General features: G+C 73.0%; 22 protein-coding genes. 11 read left to right on the top strand and 11 right to left on the bottom strand.

All coding sequences use genetic code 11. The features are described 5' to 3' along the window. Window positions 1–46 precede the first annotated feature (46 nt). Window positions 47–862, bottom strand: a complete 816-nt coding sequence (locus ACIQMX_RS34985) for an AraC family transcriptional regulator (RefSeq protein WP_363070233.1) — start codon at window positions 860–862, stop codon at window positions 47–49. Between the two features lie 113 nt (window positions 863–975). On the opposite strand from ACIQMX_RS34985, the gene ACIQMX_RS34980 reads away from it, so the two are divergent. Further along, window positions 976–1,407, top strand: coding sequence for a DUF2000 family protein (locus ACIQMX_RS34980; protein ID WP_402484165.1), 432 nt, complete (start codon window positions 976–978; stop codon window positions 1,405–1,407). A 57-nt stretch (window positions 1,408–1,464) separates the two neighbouring features. On the opposite strand, the gene ACIQMX_RS34975 is transcribed toward ACIQMX_RS34980, so the two are convergent. From ACIQMX_RS34975 to ACIQMX_RS34965, 3 genes are all read right to left on the bottom strand, one after another. Then, the gene (locus ACIQMX_RS34975) at window positions 1,465–2,511 is read right to left on the bottom strand and encodes a polyprenyl synthetase family protein (RefSeq protein WP_402484164.1); all 1,047 of its coding nucleotides are present in this window, start codon (window positions 2,509–2,511) and stop codon (window positions 1,465–1,467) included. Continuing rightward, a complete protein-coding gene (locus ACIQMX_RS34970) occupies window positions 2,508–3,572 on the bottom strand; it encodes a tetratricopeptide repeat protein (protein WP_363070227.1) in 1,065 nt (354 codons plus the stop codon). The genes ACIQMX_RS34975 and ACIQMX_RS34970 overlap by 4 nt, the downstream gene beginning before the upstream one ends. Before the next feature lie 255 nt (window positions 3,573–3,827). Then, a complete protein-coding gene (locus ACIQMX_RS34965; protein WP_402484162.1) occupies window positions 3,828–5,108 on the bottom strand; it encodes a phosphoribosyltransferase family protein in 1,281 nt (426 codons plus the stop codon). A gap of 292 nt (window positions 5,109–5,400) precedes the next feature. Here ACIQMX_RS34965 and ACIQMX_RS34960 point away from each other — a divergent pair, with 292 nt between their 5' ends. The 4 genes from ACIQMX_RS34960 to ACIQMX_RS34945 are packed head-to-tail and all read left to right on the top strand — an operon-like array spanning window position 5,401 to window position 9,804. Further along, complete coding sequence (locus ACIQMX_RS34960) at window positions 5,401–6,657, top strand: ATP-grasp domain-containing protein (protein ID WP_402484160.1); 1,257 nt, start codon at window positions 5,401–5,403, stop codon at window positions 6,655–6,657. Then, window positions 6,657–7,481, top strand: a complete 825-nt coding sequence (locus tag ACIQMX_RS34955; protein ID WP_363070275.1) for a Rossmann-like domain-containing protein — start codon at window positions 6,657–6,659, stop codon at window positions 7,479–7,481. The genes ACIQMX_RS34960 and ACIQMX_RS34955 overlap by 1 nt, the downstream gene beginning before the upstream one ends. Next, window positions 7,478–8,662: a PLP-dependent cysteine synthase family protein gene (locus tag ACIQMX_RS34950; protein WP_402484158.1), complete on the top strand. Its 1,185-nt coding sequence runs from the start codon at window positions 7,478–7,480 to the stop codon at window positions 8,660–8,662. Before ACIQMX_RS34955 ends, ACIQMX_RS34950 begins: the two co-directional genes overlap by 4 nt. Next, window positions 8,659–9,804 carry an enolase C-terminal domain-like protein gene (locus tag ACIQMX_RS34945; RefSeq protein ID WP_402484156.1) on the top strand — a complete coding sequence of 382 codons (1,146 nt, stop codon included), beginning with the start codon at window positions 8,659–8,661 and terminating at the stop codon, window positions 9,802–9,804. Before ACIQMX_RS34950 ends, ACIQMX_RS34945 begins: the two co-directional genes overlap by 4 nt. A gap of 87 nt (window positions 9,805–9,891) precedes the next feature. On the opposite strand, the gene ACIQMX_RS34940 is transcribed toward ACIQMX_RS34945, so the two are convergent. From ACIQMX_RS34940 to ACIQMX_RS34930, 3 genes are all read right to left on the bottom strand, one after another. Next, window positions 9,892–10,080 carry a hypothetical protein gene (locus ACIQMX_RS34940; protein ID WP_363070217.1) on the bottom strand — a complete coding sequence of 63 codons (189 nt, stop codon included), beginning with the start codon at window positions 10,078–10,080 and terminating at the stop codon, window positions 9,892–9,894. An 85-nt stretch (window positions 10,081–10,165) separates the two neighbouring features. Continuing rightward, on the bottom strand, window positions 10,166–10,840 hold the full coding sequence (locus tag ACIQMX_RS34935; RefSeq protein WP_363070215.1) for a formylglycine-generating enzyme family protein: 675 nt from the start codon (window positions 10,838–10,840) through the stop codon (window positions 10,166–10,168). A 90-nt stretch (window positions 10,841–10,930) separates the two neighbouring features. Continuing rightward, a complete protein-coding gene (locus ACIQMX_RS34930; protein WP_363070213.1) occupies window positions 10,931–11,323 on the bottom strand; it encodes a nuclear transport factor 2 family protein in 393 nt (130 codons plus the stop codon). A gap of 253 nt (window positions 11,324–11,576) precedes the next feature. Here ACIQMX_RS34930 and ACIQMX_RS34925 point away from each other — a divergent pair, with 253 nt between their 5' ends. From ACIQMX_RS34925 to ACIQMX_RS34915, 3 genes are read left to right on the top strand one after another with little or no spacing between them, the layout of a single operon-like run. Continuing rightward, a complete protein-coding gene (locus ACIQMX_RS34925) occupies window positions 11,577–12,254 on the top strand; it encodes an ABC transporter permease (RefSeq protein WP_402484153.1) in 678 nt (225 codons plus the stop codon). Beyond that, the gene (locus tag ACIQMX_RS34920; RefSeq protein WP_402484151.1) at window positions 12,251–12,928 is read left to right on the top strand and encodes an ABC transporter permease; all 678 of its coding nucleotides are present in this window, start codon (window positions 12,251–12,253) and stop codon (window positions 12,926–12,928) included. Before ACIQMX_RS34925 ends, ACIQMX_RS34920 begins: the two co-directional genes overlap by 4 nt. Beyond that, on the top strand, window positions 12,925–13,881 hold the full coding sequence (locus tag ACIQMX_RS34915; RefSeq protein WP_402484150.1) for an ABC transporter substrate-binding protein: 957 nt from the start codon (window positions 12,925–12,927) through the stop codon (window positions 13,879–13,881). The genes ACIQMX_RS34920 and ACIQMX_RS34915 overlap by 4 nt, the downstream gene beginning before the upstream one ends. Window positions 13,882–13,945: 64 nt before the next feature. Here ACIQMX_RS34915 and ACIQMX_RS34910 read toward each other — a convergent pair whose 3' ends face one another. Together ACIQMX_RS34910 and ACIQMX_RS34905 are read right to left on the bottom strand one after the other, a co-directional pair. Beyond that, window positions 13,946–14,875 (bottom strand): PmoA family protein, encoded by a 930-nt coding sequence (locus ACIQMX_RS34910; RefSeq protein WP_402484148.1) that lies wholly within the window; start codon window positions 14,873–14,875, stop codon window positions 13,946–13,948. Next, on the bottom strand, window positions 14,872–16,023 hold the full coding sequence (locus tag ACIQMX_RS34905) for a Gfo/Idh/MocA family protein (RefSeq protein WP_402484179.1): 1,152 nt from the start codon (window positions 16,021–16,023) through the stop codon (window positions 14,872–14,874). The genes ACIQMX_RS34910 and ACIQMX_RS34905 overlap by 4 nt, the downstream gene beginning before the upstream one ends. A gap of 361 nt (window positions 16,024–16,384) precedes the next feature. On the opposite strand from ACIQMX_RS34905, the gene ACIQMX_RS34900 reads away from it, so the two are divergent. Beyond that, entirely contained in the window at window positions 16,385–17,533 is a 1,149-nt protein-coding gene (locus tag ACIQMX_RS34900; protein WP_363070204.1) for a serine hydrolase domain-containing protein, read from the top strand. A gap of 80 nt (window positions 17,534–17,613) precedes the next feature. On the opposite strand, the gene ACIQMX_RS34895 is transcribed toward ACIQMX_RS34900, so the two are convergent. After that, the gene (locus ACIQMX_RS34895; protein ID WP_402484145.1) at window positions 17,614–18,777 is read right to left on the bottom strand and encodes an ABC transporter ATP-binding protein; all 1,164 of its coding nucleotides are present in this window, start codon (window positions 18,775–18,777) and stop codon (window positions 17,614–17,616) included. 104 nt (window positions 18,778–18,881) lie between these two features. On the opposite strand from ACIQMX_RS34895, the gene ACIQMX_RS34890 reads away from it, so the two are divergent. Further along, the gene (locus ACIQMX_RS34890; protein WP_402484143.1) at window positions 18,882–20,177 is read left to right on the top strand and encodes an alpha/beta fold hydrolase; all 1,296 of its coding nucleotides are present in this window, start codon (window positions 18,882–18,884) and stop codon (window positions 20,175–20,177) included. Window positions 20,178–20,243: 66 nt separating this feature from the next. Here ACIQMX_RS34890 and ACIQMX_RS34885 read toward each other — a convergent pair whose 3' ends face one another. Beyond that, window positions 20,244–20,816 (bottom strand): rhodanese-like domain-containing protein, encoded by a 573-nt coding sequence (locus tag ACIQMX_RS34885; protein ID WP_402484141.1) that lies wholly within the window; start codon window positions 20,814–20,816, stop codon window positions 20,244–20,246. 100 nt (window positions 20,817–20,916) lie between these two features. Between ACIQMX_RS34885 and ACIQMX_RS34880 the strand changes: the two genes are divergently transcribed. After that, window positions 20,917–21,195, top strand: a complete 279-nt coding sequence (locus ACIQMX_RS34880; protein ID WP_148015298.1) for a metal-sensitive transcriptional regulator — start codon at window positions 20,917–20,919, stop codon at window positions 21,193–21,195. The last annotated feature ends 16 nt before the right edge of the window (window positions 21,196–21,211 follow it).

Here is a 21,211-nt window from a genome sequence, read left to right as displayed (position 1 = left end):
CCGGGACATCGGCATGGCCGCGGGGGCAGCGGGACGGGCCGCGGGGTCAGGCCGGCCGGGCGGACGCGCCGCGGGTGCGGGCGTAATGACCCGGGCCGGTGCCGACGACCCGCTTGAAGTGGCGCGTCAGATGCGACTGGTCGTAGAACCCCACGGCGCCCGCCACCTCCGACGCGGGCATCCCCCGCAGGAGCAGCCGGCGGGCGAGATCGACTCGGCGACCCGTCACGTACTGGTGCGGCGCCATGCCGAACTCCCGGCTGAAGGCCCGCACCAGGTGCGCGTGATGGGCGTGCAGCCGCAGCGCCGCCTCCTGAAGCGCGATTCCCTCCACGAACCGTTCGTCGAGCAGGTCCCGCAGCCGGTGGGCGATCCTGCGGTCATGGACGTACCGCGGGGGTTCCGGACGGCTGCGCAGATGCCGGTCCAGACGCTCGGCGACCAGCGCGAGACGGCTTGCCGCCTCCAGCTCGTCGCCCGGTCCGGCGAGCGTCGTGTGCAGGCGGCCGATCCGGCGGCGCAGCGCCGGATCACGCAGGACGGGCCGGTCGACGGCCATGCCGACGAGTCCCTCGTCGACCTGGGCGACGTCGAGGTACAGGACGCGCTTGCGGAACCCGGCGGCGGTGGCTGCGCCACCGTTGTGCGGGATGTGCGGGGGCAGGAGCGTCACCACGTCGGTGAGTACTCCGTGCTCATGACGGTCCAGGTCGTAGCGGACCATGCCCTCGTCCACGATGAGCAGCGTCCAGGCGTCATGGGTGTGCATCGGGTAGGTGTGGTCGGTGAAGCGGGCGTGGAAGACCTCTTCGATTCCCGCCACCGACGGACGCCAGGCGGTGATGTCGGGACGTGCAGCCATGATCCGATCGTACGCCCGGCCTCCTGCTCCCCCGGCCCGCTGCCCCGTGCCCGGGGCGGCCGTGCAAAGTTCGTACAAGACGGGGCATCGTGCGGCCGGGCAGGCTCGGGGCCATGACAGACGAACTCGCCCCCGTCCGCTTCGACACCAAGATCGCCGTGCTGCTCCGGGACGACCTGGAGACGTGGCAGCGGCTCAATGTGACGGCCTTCCTCGTCAGCGGGCTCGGTACGGCCGTGCCCGAGGTGATCGGCGAGCCGTACGCCGACGCCGACGGCACCCCGTACCTGCCGATGTTCCGCCAGCCGGTGCTGGTCTTCGAGGGATCGAAGGAACTGCTGACGACGGCCCACGCCCGCGCGGTCGGCCGGGGAGCGGCCCTTTCGGTGTTCACCTCCGACCTCTTCGCGACGGGCAACGACCGGGACAACCGGGCCGCCGTCCGCGCGGTGCGGCGGGACGGCATGGACCTGGTCGGCCTGGCCGTGTACGGCCCCCGCAACGCCGTCGACAAGATCCTCAAGGGCGCGTCGATGCATCCCTGACCGTGCGCGAGACGGGTCTGCGTCCGGCGGGCGGCAGCCGGCCGACCGCGCCGGGCGTCACCGGGCGCGGGCGGCGAAGTACGGCATCAGGGCGAGGAGCTCCGCGAGGGGTTCCGGCGCCAGGGCGACGCTCTCCAGACAGGCACGCGCGCTCTCCAGGTGCCGGTCCGCCTCGGCCAGCGCCGCCGCACGCCCGCCGGCCTCCTCGATCAGCCCGGCCGCACGCCGGGCGGCGCGTTCGTCCAGTGCTTCGCCGGTACGCAGCAACGCGCCCAGGCGCAGAGCGGCCGGGCCGCCGGCCGTGAGGGCGGTGAGGACGGGGTATGTCTTCTTCCGGCGCCGCAGGTCGCTGTGGACCGGCTTGCCCGTGACCGCCGGGTCGCCCCAGATCCCGAGCACGTCGTCCACGGCCTGGAACGCCACACCGAGATGCCGGCCGGCCGCCGTGAGCGCATCGGTCTCCGAGCGGCCGGCGCCACCGAGGACCGCGCCCAGGCCGGTGGCGCAGCCCAGCAGGGCGCCCGTCTTCTGCTCGGCCATCCGCCGGTACTCGTGCGGCTGCACGGCATCCGGCCCGGTCCAGGGCCGCGACTCGAAGAGCAGGTCGTCGGCCTGACCGTGCACCAGGTCGTTGAGCGCCCCGGCCAGCAGCCGGACCGCCGGGGCGCAGGCGCCGCCGGGTGCCGAGGCCAGGGTCTGGACGCCGAGCGCGAAGAGCGCGTCCCCGGCGAGTACTGCGGGTCCGGTCCCGTAGGCCTTCCAGGCGGTCGCCCGCTGTCTGCGGGTCTCGTCGCCGTCCATGATGTCGTCGTGGAGCAGGGAGAACGTGTGGATCAGTTCGACGGCGACCGCGCCGGGCACCGCGCTCTCCGCCTTCGCGCCGACCGCCTCCGCGCCGAGCACCGCCAGGGCCTGCCGGACCCCCTTCCCCTGCGCGCCGGGAAGGGCGCGCCCGGCCCCGTCCCAGCCGAGGGAGAACGCGGTGATCTCGGCATGCCACGGATGCAGCTGCCCGACCGCCCGGCCGAGCGCCGGACGGACGAGGTCGCGGCAACGGGCGAGTATCTGCGGCGCCTCGGTCCGCTGGGCCACAGGAGGGGTCATCGGCTGCCGCCCGCCGGAGGCGTCGTGCCGTCGGCCGGGCTCACGCCGAGTTCGGCGTACGCCTTGTCGACCATGTCGCGGGCGTTGAGCAGTCCGATCCGGTCCAGCGTGCCCCGCAGCTCGTCGAGTTCGGCTGCGGTTGCCGCCCGGTCGCGGCCGAGCCGGGCGAGCGACTTCACGAGCCCGAGCCGGGCGAGCGCCTCGCCCCGGGGCTCGGTCATCGCGCGGAATTCCGCCAGCGCCTCCTCGTAGACCGTCCGGGCCTCCTCGTACCGCCGGGCACGGTAGAGCACGTTGGCGCGCATCTTGTGGTTGTAGGCGAGGGCGCTCGACAACTTCATCGCACGGCAGGTCAGTTCCGCCTCGGAGAGCAGGTCCAGTGCCCGCTCCGGGTCGTTGTCGCGTACGGAGATGATGTCGGCCATCCCGCGCAGTGCCCAGGCCCGCCCGCGGCGGTCGTCGGCGTCCCCGGCGAGCCGGGCCGCCTCCTCGAACATCTCCAGGGCGGTGTCGAAGGAACCGGTGTTGCGGTGGATCTGGGCGATGCCCTCCAGGGCCCAGACGGTGTGCCGGGCCTCGCCGCGGGCCCGGGCCTCGGCGAGGAGCTGCTCGTGCAGCGCGGCGACGGTCCGGTAGTCGCCCTGGATGCGTCCGGTCTCCGCGAGGCCGGCGAGTGAGTAGCCGCGCGCGACCACGTCCCCGCCCGCCTTCCCAAGGTCCGCGGCCAGCCTCAGCAGGCGGAAGGCGAGGCGCAGTTCGCCGCGCTGCCGGGCGAGTGTCCCGCCGCTCCACAGCGCCCAGGCCATGGCCCCCGTGGCACCGGCCGAGCGGGCCGCCCGGTAGCTTGCCTTCCAGGCGCGGTCAGCCTCCTGCACGTGACCCAGTCTGCGGTGGGCCTCGGCCACCGCGAGCCCGGTGCGGGCCACTTCCTGCGGGGAGCCGGCGAGTTCGGCCTCCTTCAGGTGGCGTTGCCCCTCGGCCAGTACGTCCGTGAGGGATGCGTTCACGGACATCTTGGTGAGGGCGCCCTGGTACTCGGGCGCCATTGCCTTGCTGTGCATGGGAGCCTTCCGTGCGTGCGCGGGTGAGCGGAGACATCCTCTATACGCCTTGTGTATACATCATGGGTATAGAGGTGCGTTCGCCGGACCCGTCGCGTTGCGTTGGCGGGGGGGTGGATCGAGGTCGGTCGTGCGGGCCGTGCGGCCTTGCTGTGGATCAAGACGGTGAATGCGTGCGGAGGGTTGCCCGGCGGACCGGGAAACCGTGTGGCCGTGCCCGCGGACCGGGTGAAGCCCTCGGCGGCCGGTGGCGCGTCAGCCGGATCCTGCCGCCAGGTGGCCGGTGAACCAGTCCCGGGCCAGCTCGGCGACCTCGTCCAGCGCGCCCGGCTCCTCGAAGAGATGGGTGGCGCCGGTGACGACGTCGAGGCGGTTCTCGCAGCGCAACCGGTCCTGTGCCTGCCGGTTCAGCTCCAGGACCTGTGTGTCGTCGCCGCCCACGATGAGCAGGGTCGGGGCCCGTACGTCGCCGAGGCTGCCGCCCGCGAGGTCGGGCCGCCCGCCCCGGGAGACGACGGCGCCTATCCCCGTGGGAGCGGTCGCGGCGGCCCGCAAGGCCGCTGCCGCCCCGGTGCTCGCGCCGAACAGGCCGACGGGGCCGGGTGTGCGGCGCCGCACCCAGGCGGTGGCGTCCACCAGCCGGCCGGCCAGGGTCCCGATGTCGAAGACGTTGGCGCGGTCGGCCTCCTCGGCCGGGGTGAGCAGGTCGAAGAGCAGGGTGCCGAGTCCTGCCCGGTTCAGGGCCGCCGCCACCGAGCGGTTGCGCGGGCTGTGCCGGCTGCTGCCGGAACCGTGCGCGAACACGACGAGTGCTCCGGTACCCCCGGCCGGGGTCAGCTCACCCGGCAGTGTCACGCCGCCCGCCTCCACCGCGACCTCCGCCGCGGTCCGCGAGGAGTCCGGGGCCGCGGCCCGGGTCAGCAACGAGACGACCTCCTCGTCCGGCGTCTGGCCGAAGTCCCGGTACCACTCACCCACGGCGGAGAACCCCGGCGGAGCCGACAGGCAGACCAGCTCGTCGACCCGGTCGCCCAGCCTTTCGGCGGCGTCCGGGGGCGCCACCGGCACGGCGAGTACCACGCGCGCCGCGCCCTGGGCCCGGGCCACCTCGCACGCGGCCAGGGCGGTTGCGCCGGTGGCGATGCCGTCGTCGACGACGATCACGGTGCGTCCGGCGAGCGGGATACGAGGCCGGTTGCCCCGGAACGCCCCGGCCCGGCGCTGCAGTTCGGCCTCCTCCGCCTCCTCGACCGCGGCGACATCCGCCTCCGACAATCCGCCGCGGGTCACGATGTCCTCGCTGATGACCCGTACGCCGCCCTCCCCGATGGCGCCGAAACCCAGTTCCGGGCGGTAGGGGACGCCGAGTTTGCGCACCACGATCACATCGAGAGCGGCGCCGAGCTCCTCGGCCACCCGGAAGGCCACCGGTACGCCGCCACGCGGCAGGCCCAGGACGACCGGATCGCAGGACGCCATCGGTCGGAGCGCCTCGGCCAGCTTCTGGCCTGCGTCGGCACGGTCGGCGAACAGCACGGAGGTTCACCCCCGGATCGAGGAAGCGGGCGGCCACGGGGTGCGTCTCCTTCGAATCAACACCGTGCGCCGCGCGCCCGCAACCGCCGGGGACGGTCCGGTCGCCGTGATCCGAACCGGAGCGGCGTTTCGGGAGCCTGCCCGCGGGGTGGTCCGGCAGCGGCCGGGAGGACCCTGACGTTAGATGACAATGAAAACGATTGTCGATAACGTGTGGCGAGTCGGGCGGCGGCCCCCGGACGGGGCCTGCCGCCTGCCCGGGTCCTGAACTGCGTGGCGAAAAGGGGTAGTCGTGGCACATCTGCTGATGGTCGAGAGCTGGGTCGGATCGATGAGCAGGCTTCTGCCACGGGCGATCCGGGAGAGCGGGCACACGTTCACCCTCCTCACCCGGGACCTCCACCACTACCTGCGCGCCGGACCCGAGGGCGTCGCGCATCCGCTGCTCTCGGCCAGCCACGTGCTGACGGCGGACACCAACGACGCCGGCCTCCTGCTGCCGTTCGCCGAACGGGCCCACGCGGCCCTGCGGTTCGACGGAGTGATCAGCTCCTGCGACTACTACCTTCCGGTGGCCGCCGGGATCGCCGCCCGGCTGAACCTGCCGGGGCCCGCCCCCGCTGCCGTGGAGAACGCCTGCCGAAAGGACCTCGCACGGCGGGTCCTCGCCGAAGCGGGCGTGCCCGGACCGCGGTTCGCCCTCTGCCGGGATCACGCCGAGACCGTGCGGGCCGCCCGGGAGATGGGGCTGCCGCTGGTCCTCAAGCCCGTGGACCTGTGCGCCGGGATGTTCGTACGGCGCGTGGACGACGAGCCGGGCCTCGCCGAGGCCCACCGGGCGCTCATGGACTTCCCCGTCAACGCCAGGGGCCAGACCCGGGCACCTGTGGCGCTGCTGGAGGAGTTCCTCCACGGACCCGAAGTCAGCGTGGAGACCGTGACGTTCGACGGCCGGACCGAGGTCGTCGGCGTGACGGACAAGAGCACTGGAGGCGCCCCGGCCTTCGTGGAGACCGGCCACATGTTCCCTGCGGCACTCACCGACGAGGACGACCGCGCGGCGCGGGAGACCGCCGTGCGCGCCGTCGAGGCGCTCGGCCTGGACGCCGTGGTGGCGCACACCGAGATCAAGCTGACGCCGGACGGCCCGCGCGTGGTGGAGGTCAACCCCCGCCCGGCCGGCAATCGCATCACCGAACTGGTCCGCCATGTGACCGGCATCGACCTCGCGGCAGCCTGCGTGAACGTGGCACTCGGACACGCACCGGACCTGCGCCCACGCGCCACCGGACTGCACAGCGCGGCCATCGCTTTCCTGGTGCCCGGGGCCGGGGGAGTGCTGGAAGGCGTCGACGGGGTCGACGAGGTGGGAGAGGCCGCCGACGTTCTGGAACTCAGCGTCGCGGCACCCGGCACCCGGGCCGCCGTGGCGAGCAGCAACAACGCGTACCTGGGACACGTCATGGCCGGCGACGCCGCCGGCCCGGGCGCCCGGGCCGGCGCCGAGGCGCACCTCGCCCGGCTGCGCCCCCGGGTGGTGAACCGATGATGACCACTCCGGTCCTCGCCGCCTCCTCGTACGAGGAGCTGGTCGCCGGGGTCCTGGCCGGCCGCTTCGGACCCGACCCGCGAACCCGCCACATCGCCATGGCGTTCACCACCCGCCAGTCCGTGAGGCACCCCGGGCGCGGGAGCGGATACCGCAACGAGGTGCTCAGCCTGCGCCTCGGCGCCGCCGTCGGCTCCTGCGCGGTCGAGCCGGGGGAACTGCCTCCCGGGGTCGTCGACGACTGCGTCGGCGCGGATGTCGCCGCGCTGCTCGGCCACCGGCTGCTCCCGGTCCGGGTCGCCGCGCTCGACACGTATCTGATGGAGGTGCTGCCCCACGGACCCGGATCGGGTGCGCGGCCGTGGCCGCTTCTGGCCGGTGACTCGCTGGAGAGGTCCCGGGCGCGGGCACGCGCCGTCGTCGGTCTGCTCGACGCGCCGCCGGGCTCCACCGTGCTCGTCGTCGGAGTGGTCAACTCACTGCTGGAGGCGCTGCGGTGGCGGGGTCTCGCCTACGTGCCGTGCGACCTCAGGGGCGGTACGACGGAGTGGGACGAGCCCGTACACACCGACGCGCCCACTGAACTGGAGCACTGCGACGCGATCCTGGCCTCCGGGATGACGCTGGGCAACGGGAGCTTCGAACCGCTGCGGGAGCACGCCCTGCGGCACGGCAAGCCCCTCGTCGTCTTCGCCCAGACCGGCAGCGCGGTACTGCCCCGGCTCATCGGCGCCGGGGTCAGCGCCGTCTCCGCGGAGCCGTACCCCTTCTTCTGGCTCGACGGCGGCGCCGGAACGGTTCACCACTACGGAGGCGCCCTGTGACCACCGCACTGCTGCGCCCCGCGGGCAACCGGGAACTCCTCGGGCTCGTCGGCGGCACCCCGCTCGCCCGCATCACCGCCGATCTGCCCTGCCCGCACCCGGGCTTCTGGGCCAAACTCGAAGGCTTCGCCGTGGGCGGGATGAAGGCCCGCGCCGCCGTGTCCATGCTGCTGGGCGCCGAGCGGCGCGGCGAACTGCGCCCCGGCGCACCGGTGGTGGAGTCCACCTCGGGCACCCTCGGTATCGGTCTCGCCTTCGCGGGCCAGGCACTCGGCCATCCGGTCGTGCTGGTCGGCGACACGGAACTCGAACCGTCGATGCGCGGCCTCCTGCACGCCCACGGCGCCAGGCTGGAACTCGTGGACCGTCCCGCCCCCGAGGGCGGCTGGCAGGCCGCCCGCCTGGCCAGACTCCGGGAACTGCGCACCGAACTGCCGGACGCCTACTGGCCCGATCAGTACAACAACCCCGACAACACCGCCGGCTACGCGTCGCTCGCCGCCGAGATCGCCGCCCGCCTCGACCATGTGGACGTCCTGGTGTGCAGTGTGGGAACCGGCGGGCACAGCGCCGGAATCGTCGGCCCGCTGCGCGGACGCTGGCCCGGACTGCGGCTGATCGGCGTCGACGCCACCGGCTCGACGATCTTCGGACAGCCGGCCCGGCCCCGCCTGATGCGCGGACTGGGCAGCAGCATCCATCCGCGCAACGTGGCCCACGAGGAGTTCGACGAGGTCCACTGGGTCGGTCCGGCGGAGGCCGCGGACAGCTGCCGGCGGCTGGCCCGGGACAACTTCGTCAGCGGCGGCTGGAGCACCGGTGCCGTCGCGCTCGTCGCAGCCTGGGCGGCCCGTGTCCACCCGGGCGCCGTCGTCGCGACCGTCTTCCCCGACGGGCCGCACCGCTACCTCGGCAGCGTCTTCGACGACGGATTCAACGCCCTGCACGGCCTGGGCCCGGAGACCGCGGCCACCCGCCCGGTGGAGATCCGCCACCCACAGGCCGTGGAAGCGACCGGCTGGACGCGGTGGCGCGCGGCCGCCGGGCACCGCCGGCCCGCACGGCCACCGGGATCCCGCCGGCCCGGGGCGACGACGGCCCGCATGCCCGGAGGGAGCACTTCGCCGCGCGCCCGCGCGTACGGCGTCCGTCTGCCGTACGCACCGGAGGAGTCCCGATGAGGACATGCCTGCGTGCCGTCGGGCTGCGGCTGGCCGAGCCGCTGCGGATCTCCCGTTCCACCACGACCGCCCGTGACGCGGTCCGGCTGACCGTCGAGCATGAAGGGCTGCACGGCCACGGTGAGACCGTCACCAGCGTGTACTACGGCCTCGACACCGCGACCGTCGCCCACTGGCTCGACCGCTGCGGTCGCGTTCTCGCGCGGTTCCCCGACCCGGAGACCGCCCTGGAAACCCTGATCGGGCAGGCCCGCGACGGTCTCGCAGACGTCGGCGGGGCGGTCGCGCCCGGGACACCCCCGGCGGTGACGGCCGCCGTCGAGTCGGCGCTGCTCGACCTCGTGGGCAAGCGCGCCGGCGCGCCGGTGCACCGCCTCCTCGGCACGGCCACCGCGCCCGTCGCCGCGACCGCCAGGACCATCGGGATCAGCTCGCCCCGTCACGCCGGCGCCCTCGCCGCCCGCCTGGCGGAGCAGGGGTTCACCGTCATCAAGGTCAAGGCCGGTTCGCCCGACCCGGAGGACGACGTGGCACGCGTGCGCGCCGTACGCGCCGCCGCCCCACACGTACGGCTGCTCCTGGACCCCAACGGCGGCTGGAGCAGCACGGCGGCTCCCGCCCTGCTCGGCCGCTTCGCCGAACTCGGCGTCGAGGCCGTCGAACAGCCCGTCGCTCCGGGCGACCCCGAGGCTCTGGCCCGGCTGGCCGCACGCTCGCCCCTGCCCGTGATCGCCGACGAGGACGCCGTCGGGATCGAGGACGCCCGACGGCTCGCCGGCCGGGTCCACGGCATCAACGTCAAACTCGCCAAGTGCGGAGGAGTGAGCGCGGCCCTGCGCATCGCCGCCCTGATCGCCGGCAGCGGCACCGGTCTCATGCTCGGCTGCCTCACCGCCAGTTCACTCGGCGTCGCCCCGGCCGTGCATCTCGCCGACCGTGCCCGGTGGACCGATCTGGACGGACATCTGCTGCTCGCCCACGACCCGTGGACGGGAATCGGCGGAACCGAGGGCACCGTGCGGGCGAGCGGCCACCCGGGCCTGGGCGTACGCCCGCGCACTCCGTTCGACGGACACCGATCGCGCATCAGGGCGGGCAGCACCGTCCCGGGACGTAACCATGCAGGTCAGGCGCGGTCGTGAGCGTTTGGCGCGAGATAGGCGCCCTGCCCCCGGCCGTGCGCCCCCTGCTCGTCAACCGGCTCGGGGGCAACACCGGCTCCTGCCTGCTCATGCCTCGCCCGGCGCTCGCTCCTCGGCCTGCTCGCGGAGCTGCCCCGGTCCGGCGCCGTCCCCGCCCCGGTCCTGATCATGCACGACCTGGACACGGCGGCCCTCGCCGACCGCATCGCCGTGCTGGAGCACGGTGAGATGGCCGAGACGGGTGCGGCGCGCGACGTACTGAACGTGCCGGACCACGCCTTCACCGCCGAACCGGCCGTCGCAGCACGGTGGATGCGGGGGAAGCGCCGATGGCTGACCGGCCGAACCTCCGGGAGGCGGCTCAGCCCGGACCGGAGCGTGCGACACGGAATCCGGTGTCGTCGATCCGGAACGTGGGGTGACTGCGCCGCCGTACGGAGGCCCGGCAGCTCCAGTGCTCGTCGAACCAGCCGCCGCCGCGCAGTACCCGGTAGGTGCCGTACACCTCGGCGTCGTAGACGTCCCAGCACCACTCCCACACGTTCCCCAACGTGTCGTAGAGGCCCCATGCGTTGGGCTGCCGGCCGCCCACCTCGTGCGGCCGGTCCCGTGCGTTGCCACGATGCCAGGCGATGTCGTCGAGCCGCCCGTACCGCGCCTCGGTCGTGCCGGCGCGGCACGCGTGCTCCCACTCGGCCTCGGCCGGCAGCCGGTACCCGTCGGCGGCCGTGTCCCACTCGGTGCCGGCGGCATCGTCGTGGAGGCGGTAGGCGGGAGCCAGCCCCTCGCGCACCGACAGTGCGTTGCAGAACCGGACGGCGTCCAGCCAGGAAACGCCCTCTACGGGAAGCAGTCCGCCCTGTGCCGTACTCGGCCGTTCGCCCGTTACCTGCGCGTACTGAGCCTGGGTGACCGGGAACGCCGCGAGCCGGTACGGTGCGAGATCGACCGCCCAGCTGCGCTGCGTTCGACGGTCCGACAAGGTCACCCGGCCGGGCGGGACGTCGACCATGGCGAACTCGGTGCTGGTGTCCATAGGGCAGCCACCCTACCCATCACCCGACCGGCGGATTCCAGCTGAACCGGGTCGACCGCCCTGCGCCGCGAGGGCTTGGCGGACCGGGGCTCAGCCCGCGGAGGCTTCACGGCCGATCTGCTCGAACCTGGCGCCCATGGCCGCGGCCAGCGCCTGCGCGGCGGAGAGAGGCCGGACCATGACCATCAGGTCGTCGATCTCGCCTGCCTCGTTCATGTGCAGGAAGTCGCAGCCGCTGATCTCCCGGTCGCCCACCTTCGCCTCGAACACGAGCGCGTGGTCGCGGCCGTCCTCGCTCACCATCTCCCGGACGTAGCGGAAGTCCGTGAAGACCTGGTCGACCGCGCGCAGGATGGCGGCGGTGAGCGCCTTGCCGGGGTAGGGCTTGAACGCCACCGGGCTGGTGAAGACGACGTCCTCGGCCAGCAGCGCCTCGACCGCGCCGAGGTCGTGCGCTTCGACGGCCTTGCGGAAGGGATGCATTCCGACTCCATAGTCAAGTAATTGAATAATTGCGAAAGAGATTAATCACAGGGAGGGCTGTGTGTCCAGAGGTCTCCGGCTCCGCCGAACGGCACGGCCGGGCCGCCGCTGACGCGTCGCCGTCTCCGAGGGCCGAACCGGCACGGCCGCGCCCTGACGGCCCCCGCTCCGGGTCACCCGTCCGGGGGGCACGTCCGCCCGGACGGGTGAGCCGGACGGGCACCCACGCGCCGCTCCGGGCTGCAATGGGCGGGTGACCGCGCCCCCGGACGACTGCCTCGCGCGCAACGAGTGGATCTGCGGCGCCTATCTGAGCAGCCGTCGGGACATCCTCTGGGACGCCGCGCTGCAACATCTCCAGCTGACCGCGGTCTCCGTGCTCGTCGCACTCGTCATCGCGGTGCCGCTCGCCCTCGTCGCCCGCCGCCTGCGCTGGGCGGCGGGCCCGGTGCTCGGAGTGACGACGATCCTCTACACCGTCCCGTCGCTCGCCATGTTCTCGCTCCTGCTCCCCGTGTACGGACTCTCCGCGTCGCTCGTCGTGGCGGGTCTCGTCCTGTACTCGCTCACCCTGCTGGTCCGGAACATCCTGGCCGGGCTGCGCGCCGTACCCGAGGAGACCCGGCAGGCGGCACGCGGCATGGGGTACGGCCCCGTACGGCTGCTCGTTGCCGTGGAACTCCCGCTCGCCCTGCCCGCCGCGATGGCGGGCCTGCGCATCGCCACCGTCTCCGCCGTCAGCCTCGTCACCATCGGCGCGATCGTCGGATACGGCGGACTCGGCAACCTCATCTACTCCGGGATGAACACCTACTTCAGGGCCCAGGTGCTCACCGCCTCCGTCCTGTGCGTCGTCATCGCCGTCGCCGCCGACCTGCTGCTCCTGCTCGCGCAGCGCCTGCTCACCCCCTGGACGCGGAGGCAGTCGTGAACACCCTCTCCGAGGCCTGGACCTGGCTCACCAGCTCGGCGCACTGGTACGGCGAGGACGGCATCTGGACACGACTGGCCCAGCACCTCGTCCTCACCGTCGTCTGCCTGCTGATCAGCTGCCTCGTCGCGCTGCCCGTCGCCCTGGTCCTCGGCCACCTCGGCAAGGGCGGCGCCCTGGCCGTCAACATCTCCAACATCGGCCGAGCCGTCCCGACCTTCGCCGTCCTCGTCCTGCTCCTGCTCACCCCGATCGGGCGGTTCGGAGAGGGCCCGACCGTGGTGGCGCTCGTCCTGTTCGCCGTACCGCCGCTGCTCACCAACGCCTACGTCGGCATGCGGGAGATCGACCAGGACGTCGTACGGGCGGCCCGCGGCATGGGCATGACGGGCCGGCAGATGCTCCTCCAGGTCGAGGTGCCGCTCGCGCTGCCGCTCATCATGACCGGCGTACGGATCGCGGCGGTCCAGCTCGTCGCCACCGCCACCATCGCCGCGCTGGCCGGCGGCGGGGGACTGGGCCGCATCATCACCGCAGGCTTCAACCTCGCCTCCACCGCCCAAGTGGTCGCCGGAGCCGTCCTGGTCGCCGCGTTCGCCCTGATCGTGGAAGGTCTCTTCGAGCTGGCGCAGCGGCTCGCCCCGGACCGGGTCCGCGGCGGGAACAGCGGATGAGGGCCCGGCACACGGCAGCCCCGGCCCTGCTCCTGCTGCTGGCAAGCGTCTGCGCCTGCACCACCGGGCCCACACTGGAGAACCAGGGACAGGTCACCGCCCCGCCCGGCGACAGCAAGCACCTCACGATCGGCTCGGCCGGATTCACCGAGAGCGATCTGCTCGCCCAGATGTACGCGCTCCTGCTCGACCGGGCCGGATACTCCACGAAGATCATCTCCGTGACCAACCGGGAGATCTACGAACCGGCCCTGGAGAACGGTCAGATCGACGTCGTCCCCGAGTACGCCGCCACCTTCGCCGACTGGCTGAACGCCAAGAAGAACGGCGCCGACGCCACCCCGGTCGGCTCACCCGACCTCGCCACCACCATGAAGGCGCTGCGCGCCCTGGCCGCGCCCCGCGGTCTCACCGTCCTGGACCCCGGCCGTGCCGTCGACCAGAACGCCTTCGCCGTCACCTCCGCCTACGCGGCCGAGCACCACCTGAAGTCGCTGAGCGAACTCGGGAGGTCGGGGCTCCCGGTCCGCCTGGCCGCGGGCGACGAATGTGTCCAGCGCCCCTACTGCGCCCCCGGCCTGAGGAAGACGTACGGCATCGACGTCACCGGGGTCGACCCCAAGGGCGTCGGTACGACCCAGGCCAAGCAGGCCGTACAGAGCGGCCGCGACCAGATGGTGCTGACCACCACCACGGACGCCACCCTGGACGACTTCGGCCTCGTCCTGCTCGCCGACGACAAGCACCTGCAGAACGCCGATTACCTGGTGCCCGTCGTCAACCGCTCCCGGGCGGGCAGCGAAGGCGTCCGTACGGCGCTGGGCAAGCTGAACACCGTGCTGACGACCGGGGACCTGGCCCGGCTGAACGAACAGGTGGACAGCTGGCGCCGGCTTCCCGAGGACGTCGCCCGCACCTACCTCCGGTCGCACGGCCTCGTCCCCGGCGGCTGACCGCGGCGGCGCGAGCGCCGTCGCGGCCGGCGGGTTCACCGGCCAGGCCGCGGCGTACGCGGATTCACCAGGTCAGCGCCGCAAGCCGGTCCTCGATCCGCTCACGGCCCCACACCCCGTCCGCGACGACCACCCGGTAGCGCCGGGTCAATGTGGCGCCGGGCTCCAGGACGAGTTCGTCGTGGAAGGCGAAGGACGGGGCGACCGCGGCGAAGGGGTCGTTGCGGACGAACCAGTGCGCCGGGTGCTCACCGCCCGCGCCCGTGTGGTCGTTCTCCGGCGCGTGGGCGAAGACGAGCGTCGCGTGGCCGTCCGCCCCGTCGTGCTCGCCGCTGTACGCCAGCCAGGGCGCCTGCCGTCCCATCACCTCGGGGCCCGCGCCGTCCGGAGTGAGGATCCGGCCGTCACGGAAGGCGCGCGGGCCGCGCCAGAACAGGCCCGTGTAGCCCGCGCCCCGGCGCCCGTGGGTGGCCGGACTGCCGAACCGCAGGGGTTCGTCCCGACGGTTGGTGACGGCCGACGACCACGTCAGAACCCAGCTGCCGGATGCCGGGTCGACGTCGTGCACCTCGACCCGGCGCGCCTCGTCGGCCCACAGCTCGCCGCTGTACGGATGCCAGCTCAGCCGCTCGGCGACCGTGGCCCCGTCCTCGCGCGCCGACACCTCGTCGAACCCGCGGTGCGCCATGGAGCCCACCCGCTCGGGCAGTGCCTGATAGTCCTCGCCCCGCACATAGGTGTTGCCGCCCCACAGGTTCTGCCCCGACAGATGCGAGGCGGTCAGCTGCAGTCCCTTGTGCCAGCGGTGGTCGTGGGGCCGGTAGTCGGTCACCACCCGGCCGAGGAGGGTGCGCAGCGGATGGATGTACGGCTTCGGCGCCTCCCAGGCCGCCTCGGGCCGGTACACGTACCGCAGGAGTTCTACCCCGCTGTCCGCCGTCGCCACGGCGATGTGGTCGCCGTGGCGGTGGACCAGCGTGGTCCGGCCGGTCACGCGGAGGTCTCCGCCGGAGCGGGCGCCCAGCCGGGCGCGTTGCCGTGCAGGGCGCTGTAGTACGGGTCGCCGGGGCCGATCTCGCCGGCCAGGACGGTGCCTCCGGTGAAGGCCGCCTTGTAGAGGGCGGCGACCAGTTCCAGGCTGGTGCGGCCGTCGGCGCCGCTGCTGCGCGGCCGGCGGCCGGCCCGCAGGTCGCGCAGCAGACCGCGCAGCTGGGCCTCGTGGGAGCTGGGCACATCGGCCCCGAAGTCCCGCCAGACGGCGAGCTGTTCCGCGGTGACCCCGGGGGCCGGGGTGATCCGCCAGTCGGCGTTGCGGTGGCCGTACAGATGGGTGAGTTCGACCGTGGCCCGCTCGCAGTCGATCCGGATCCGGCTCACCTCGTCCGGGCTGAGGACACTGTTGACGATCGTGGCCATGGTCCCGTTCTCGAAACGGACCAGTGCCGTGGAGACGTCCTCCGTCTCCACGTCGTGCACCAGCCGTCCCGCCATCGCGCGGATCTCCGACCAGGGACCCAGCAGATCCAGCAGCAGGTCCATCTGGTGGATGCCGTGGCCCATCGCGGGGCCGCCGCCCTCCGTACTCCAACGGCCCCGCCAGGGCGCGGAGTAGTAGGCCTCGTCCCGGTACCAGGTGGTCTGGCAGTGGGCGACCAGGGGCCGTCCCATCGCCTGCTCGGCCAGCAGCGTCCGGACGTGGTCCGAGCCGGACCCGAACCGGTGCTGGAACACGATCGCGGCGAACGGCCCGCCCTGGTCAGGGGCCTCGGCCGCCTCGATGGCGTCGAAGTCCTCCAGGGAGGGGCAGGGGGGCTTCTCGCACCACACCCAGGCCCCGGCCCGCAGCGCGGCGATCGTCTGGTCGCGGTGGAAGCGTGGCGGGGTGCCGAGCGTGACGAGGTCGGGTCGTTCCCCGGCGAGCATCCGGTCCAGATCCGTGTACGGCCGGCCGGCGCCGGCCTCGGCGCAGAACGCCTCGGCGGACGCGGCGTCGACGTCGACCGCCGCGACGATCTCCAGGGGCTGTTCGCAGGCCAGTGCGCGCAGGGCAGGCAGATGACTCACGCGCGCGATCGCGCCGGTACCGACGATCGCGACCCGGATCGGCCGGCTGGGGGAAGCCTGGCTGGGCGTGACAAACACCTCCACAGTGCGGGCGCCCACCCGATAGTAAGCGCTTTCTCCGTGCGGAAACCTAGGCTTTCCGAACGGTTCGGGTCAAGAGACCTGCCACATGGCCGCCACGGTTCTCCGCCGGGCGGCGGACGACGGCCCGCCGCCCGGAACGCCCCGGCGGGAGCGGTGGAGCACTTGGAGCGACGGGTGGGTGCGGCGGACGGCCCGGTTCGATGGGGTGGGTGCGGTGGCGGGCCCGTTTCGACGGAGTGAGCGGCGGACGGCCCGGCGCGGCGGGGTGAGTGCGGCGGACGGCCCGGCGCGGCCCGATGAGTTCGCACCGTCGCGGGAGTCATTCTGTTGACCCTCGACGCGAGAAGGCGGAGCGATGAGCACCCTGCGCGAAGTACTGGAGAGGCACGTACGCGACGGATCGGTGCCGGGAGCCGTGGGGCTCGTGGCCCGGGGCGACCGGGTGGACCTCCAGGCGGTCGGCGACGCGGAGACCGGTGGCGGCATCCCGATGGCCCCGGACTCGATCTTCCGCATCGCCTCCCTCACCAAACCGATCACCGCGGCGGCGGCCATGATGCTGATCGAGGACGGCCGGATGGGGCTGGAGGACCCGGTCGCCCCCTGGCTGCCGGAACTGGCCTCACCCATGGTCGTACGTACCCCCGGGAGCCCCGTCGACGACGTGGTCCCGGCCGCGCGGCCCATCACCGTGTTCGACCTGCTGACCTTCCGCGCCGGATACGGATTCCCGTCCGACTTCTCGCTGCCGGCCGTCGAGCCCCTGGTCAGCGAACTGAAGCAGGGCCCGCCGCAGCCGCAGGCCGTCGTGGCCCCGGACGCCTGGATGGCTACGCTCTCGCGTATCCCGCTGCTGCACCAGCCGGGGGAGGCGTGGCTGTACAACGCCTGCTCCGACATCCTGGGCGTCCTGATCGCCCGGGTCTCCGGGCAGCCGCTGCCGGAGTTCCTGGCCGAGCGGCTGTGTGAACCGCTCGGCATGACCGACACCGGCTTCCACGTGCCCGCGCGCCGGCTCCACCGGTTCACCGGCTACTACCGCGCCGGCGAGGCCGGGGACCTCGAACGCGTCGATGCACCCGACGGGCAGTGGAGCAGCGAGCCGGCCTTCCCCTCGGCGGCCGGCGGCCTGGTCTCGACCGCCGCCGACTGGTGCGCCTTCGGCCGGATGCTGCTCGCCGGCGGGACGGTGGGTGGCCGTGCTCTGCTGACACCCGCGTCGGTGCGGCAGATGACGACCGACCACCTGACATCCGCCCAGCGCGAGGCGAGCGGACTGTTCACCGAGGGGCAGGGCTGGGGGTTCGGCGGCTCGGTGGACGTCGAGCGGACCGAATCCTGGAACGTACCGGGCCGCTACGGCTGGGTCGGTGGGACCGGCACCGCGGCGCACATCATCCCGGCCACCGGCACGGTCGCCATCATGCTCACCCAGGTGGAGATGGCCGGCCCCAGGCATCCCCGCACGATGCGGGACTTCTGGAGCCACGTCGCCGCCGAGTGAACCGTCTGCGTCCGGGCGGGCCCTGCCGGGCTTCGGCCACGGAGTGAACCCGCCACCCCAGCACGCGGCCCGTGGGCCCCTCAGGCGTCCGCCACCGAGTCGAACCGCACCTCGTCACGTGCCACGCCCTGTGCGTCCGCGTCCACCGAACGGCGCAGGGCCTCATGGAGCTTGGCCGGGGTCAGCACTCCCAGGAACCGCGCCCCGTCCAGGACCGCCACCCAGCCGGCGTCATGCTGGAGCATCTCGCTGAAGGCCTGCTTGAGCGGGGCTCCCACCGGCACCCAGGCATCCATCCGGCGGGCCAGTTCCGCCACTGTTCCGTGCTCACCGGCGATACGGAGCGAGTCCGCCGCCACCCAGCCGTGCAGCTCGCCGTCGCCGTTCAGCACCACCGCCCATCGCGCACCGGTGGCGCCGAGCCGGGCCGCCGCCACCGAGGCTCGCTCGTCCAGCCGGGCGACCGGCGGCTCCTCCAGGTCCTCCGGCTCGATCGTGGTGACGGACAGCCGCTTCAACCCGCGGTCCGCGCCCACGAACTGCGCCACGTACGGGGTCGCCGGTGACCCGAGCACGGCGCCCGGGCGGTCGAACTGCTCGATGCGCCCTTCCCCGTACACCGCGATCCGGTCGCCCATCCGCACCGCCTCCTCGATGTCATGGGTGACCATCAGGACCGTCTTCCTGACCGTGGCCTGCAGGCTCAGGAACTCGTTCTGCAGCCGCTCCCGCACCACCGGGTCCACCGCGCCGAACGGTTCGTCCATCAGCAGCACCGGCGGATCCGCAGCCAGGGCGCGTGCCACCCCGACCCGCTGGCGCTGGCCGCCGGAGAGCTGGGCGGGATACCGCGAGCCGTACGTACCGGGGTCCAGGCCCACCAGATCGAGGAGCTCGGCAGCTCGCGCCCGCGCCCGGGACCGCTTCCAGCCGACCAGGGCCGGGACCGTCGCGGTGTTGTCGAGGACGGTGCGGTGTGGGAAGAGTCCCACCTGCTGGATGACGTAGCCGATCCGGCGGCGCAGTTTCACGGGGTCGACCTTCGCGATGTCCTCGCCGTCCACCAGGATCCGGCCCGAGGTCGGTTCGATCAGCCGGTTCACCATCATCATCGTGGTGGTCTTCCCGCAGCCCGAGGGTCCGACCAGGGTGACCAGTTCACCCTCGTTGACCTCGAAGGACAGTTCGTCGACCGCGGTCGTCCCGTCCGGATAGACCTTGCCGACCTGCTCGAACCGGATCATGGATGAACGGTAGGAGCCGCACGGGGCCGCTGCACACGGGCCGGGGCCGTCCGGGGAACGGCTATGTGCTGAACTGTCCGTGAACCATCGATACAGGAGCCCCCTTGAACAGCTATCGCCTGCCCGGCCTCGTCCTCACCGACCGTTACTTCACGGTTCCGCTCGATCACACCGACCCGGGCGGTGAGCAGATCGAGGTCTTCGGCCGCGAGGTGGTGGCGGGCTCCCGGGCCGGTGAGGAGCTGCCGTGGCTGGTGTATCTGGAGGGCGGCCCCGGTTTCGGCGCCCGGCGTTTCACCGGGGCGGAGGCCTGGCTGGGCCGGGCGGTGAAGGAGTTCCGGGTCCTGCTCCTGGACCAGCGCGGCACCGGCCTGTCCACCCCGGCCAACCGGCAGACCCTGCCGCTGCGCGGCGGTCCGCGTGAGCAGGCCGACTACCTCGCGCACTTCCGGTCCGACAGCATCGTGCGCGACTGCGAGCTGATCCGCCCGCAGCTGACGGGCGGCGCACCCTGGACCGTCCTCGGCCAGTCCTTCGGCGGCTTCTGCGCGGTCCGCTATCTGTCGTCCGCGCCGGAGGGCCTCAGCGCCGTCCTGATCACGGGCGGTCTGCCCTCCCTCGACGCCCACGCGGACGACGTCTACCGGGCCGCGTACCCGCGGATCGAGCGCAAGGTCGCCGCGCACTACCGCCGCTACCCGCAGGACGTCGAACGCGCCCGGGAGATCACCGCTCACCTTGCGGAGCACCGGCCGGAGAGCGCCGGACACCGGCTGACGCCCGAGGGGTTCCAGTCCCTGGGCATCATGCTCGGCGGGAGCAACGGCAGCCACCAGCTGCACTACCTGATGGAGAACGCCTTCGTCACCACCGCGCACGGGACCGAACTCTCCGACACGTTCCAGGAGGCCATGCGCACCGCCAACTCGTTCGCAGGGCACCCGCTGTACGCGGTCCTGCACGAGGCCATCTACGGCCAGGACGAGCGTCCCACCGGCTGGGCGGCCGAGCGGGTCCGGGCGGAGTTCCCGCAGTTCGACGCGGAGGCCGCCCTCAAGGGCGACGGCCCGGTCCTGTTCACCGGCGAGAGCATCCACCCCTGGCACTTCGACGTCGACCCGGCGCTGCGCCCGCTGCGCGAGACCGCGGAGCTGCTCGCCACCCGCGGTGACTGGGAGCCGCTGTACGACACCGAGCGCCTGGCCGCCAACGAGGTCCCGGTGGCCGCAGCCGTGTACCACGACGACATGTACGTGGACACCGCGCACGCGCTGCGCACCGCCGCCGCCATCCGGGGGCTGCGCACCTGGGTGACCGACGAGTTCGAGCACGACGGACTGCGGGCCGGCGGACCGCGCGTGCTCGACCGGCTCCTGGCCCTGGTCCGCGACGAGGTCTGAGTCCTCCGTCACGGGTACGGGCCGGCCGCGGCGGACGCGCGGCCGGCCCGTACCCGTCGTGGTGACTCAGCCCTGGAGCGCGTCCAGTGTCGCGTCGAGGTTCGCGGCCGCGTGGGGAGCGCGGTTGTGCGGGAGCCTCGCCAGCACCGCCGCCATGCCGCAGGTGTTGGTCACGGCGGAGAAGACGAGACCGGCTCCGACACCGGCGGACAGCCAGCGCGCGGCCGGACTGCGCACACCCGCGAGCAGTCCGGCCACCACGAGCGAGCCGGCGGCGAGTCGCACCTGGCGCTCCATCGGCCAGGTGGTCCGGCCGCCCTCGGGGCGGTCCAGGCCGTGGCCCTCGCCCTCCCAGGCGGAGGTGCCGCCGGACAGTGTCGCCGCGTCGATGTCGGCCGCCGAGAGGATGTCGCAGGCCCGCGTGGAGCGGACGCCGGAGGCGCACACCACGAGCAGGGCGCCGCGGGCAGAGGCCGATTTGAGAGCGGGCACCGCCTCGGAGAGGCGGTCGAGCGGGATGTTGAGGGCGCCGGGGACGTGCCCCGAGGCGTATTCGCCGGGGGCGCGCACGTCGATCACGGTGAACTCCGCGAGACGGGCGGCGGCCTGGGTGGGGGAGAGGGATACGGGGCTGGTCACGAGCAGTGTTTCCTTTCGTTCACCGGGTGTGAGGCAGAGACTCCGTCTCTCCTGCCCCGGACGGGCTAGAATACCCCTTGGGGTATAAAAAGGAGGATGTGTGGAACTCGACATGGCGGCCGATGAACTCAAGTCGGTGCTCAATCGCCTGCGCCGTGCACAGGGTCAGCTCACCGGAATCATCAGGATGATTGAGGAAGGGCGCGACTGCGAGGACGTCATCACCCAGATGGCCGCCGTTTCGCGGGCCCTCGACCGCGCGGGCTTCGCGATCATCGCGACGGGACTTCAGCACTGCATGGCCGACGGTGGCAGCGAACCCGCGGACCGGGACCAGATGCGCGCCCGGCTGGAGAAGCTCTTCCTCTCGCTGGCCTGAGGCGGTGCGGGCGTCC

It is taken from the genome of Streptomyces sp. NPDC091416 (assembly GCF_044756845.1).
Lineage (GTDB): Bacteria > Actinomycetota > Actinomycetes > Streptomycetales > Streptomycetaceae > Streptomyces.
The sequence above is the reverse complement of the archived record's forward strand: the minus strand, read 5'-3'. Positions and strand labels throughout refer to the sequence as shown.

Excerpts from the sequence above, each read along its gene's own strand:
- ACIQMX_RS34900 (WP_363070204.1), top strand. The coding sequence starts at position 16,385 with ATGAGCACCCTGCGCGAAGTACTGGAGAGGCACGTACGCGACGGATCG.
- ACIQMX_RS34980 (WP_402484165.1), top strand. The coding sequence starts at position 976 with ATGACAGACGAACTCGCCCCCGTCCGCTTCGACACCAAGATCGCCGTG.
- ACIQMX_RS34915 (WP_402484150.1), top strand. The coding sequence starts at position 12,925 with ATGAGGGCCCGGCACACGGCAGCCCCGGCCCTGCTCCTGCTGCTGGCA.
- ACIQMX_RS34930 (WP_363070213.1), bottom strand. The coding sequence starts at position 11,323 with ATGCATCCCTTCCGCAAGGCCGTCGAAGCGCACGACCTCGGCGCGGTC.
- ACIQMX_RS34935 (WP_363070215.1), bottom strand. The coding sequence starts at position 10,840 with ATGGACACCAGCACCGAGTTCGCCATGGTCGACGTCCCGCCCGGCCGG.
- ACIQMX_RS34975 (WP_402484164.1), bottom strand. The coding sequence starts at position 2,511 with ATGACCCCTCCTGTGGCCCAGCGGACCGAGGCGCCGCAGATACTCGCC.
- ACIQMX_RS34945 (WP_402484156.1), top strand. The coding sequence starts at position 8,659 with ATGAGGACATGCCTGCGTGCCGTCGGGCTGCGGCTGGCCGAGCCGCTG.
- ACIQMX_RS34895 (WP_402484145.1), bottom strand. The coding sequence starts at position 18,777 with ATGATCCGGTTCGAGCAGGTCGGCAAGGTCTATCCGGACGGGACGACC.
- ACIQMX_RS34970 (WP_363070227.1), bottom strand. The coding sequence starts at position 3,572 with ATGCACAGCAAGGCAATGGCGCCCGAGTACCAGGGCGCCCTCACCAAG.
- ACIQMX_RS34955 (WP_363070275.1), top strand. The coding sequence starts at position 6,657 with ATGACCACTCCGGTCCTCGCCGCCTCCTCGTACGAGGAGCTGGTCGCC.
- ACIQMX_RS34985 (WP_363070233.1), bottom strand. The coding sequence starts at position 862 with ATGGCTGCACGTCCCGACATCACCGCCTGGCGTCCGTCGGTGGCGGGA.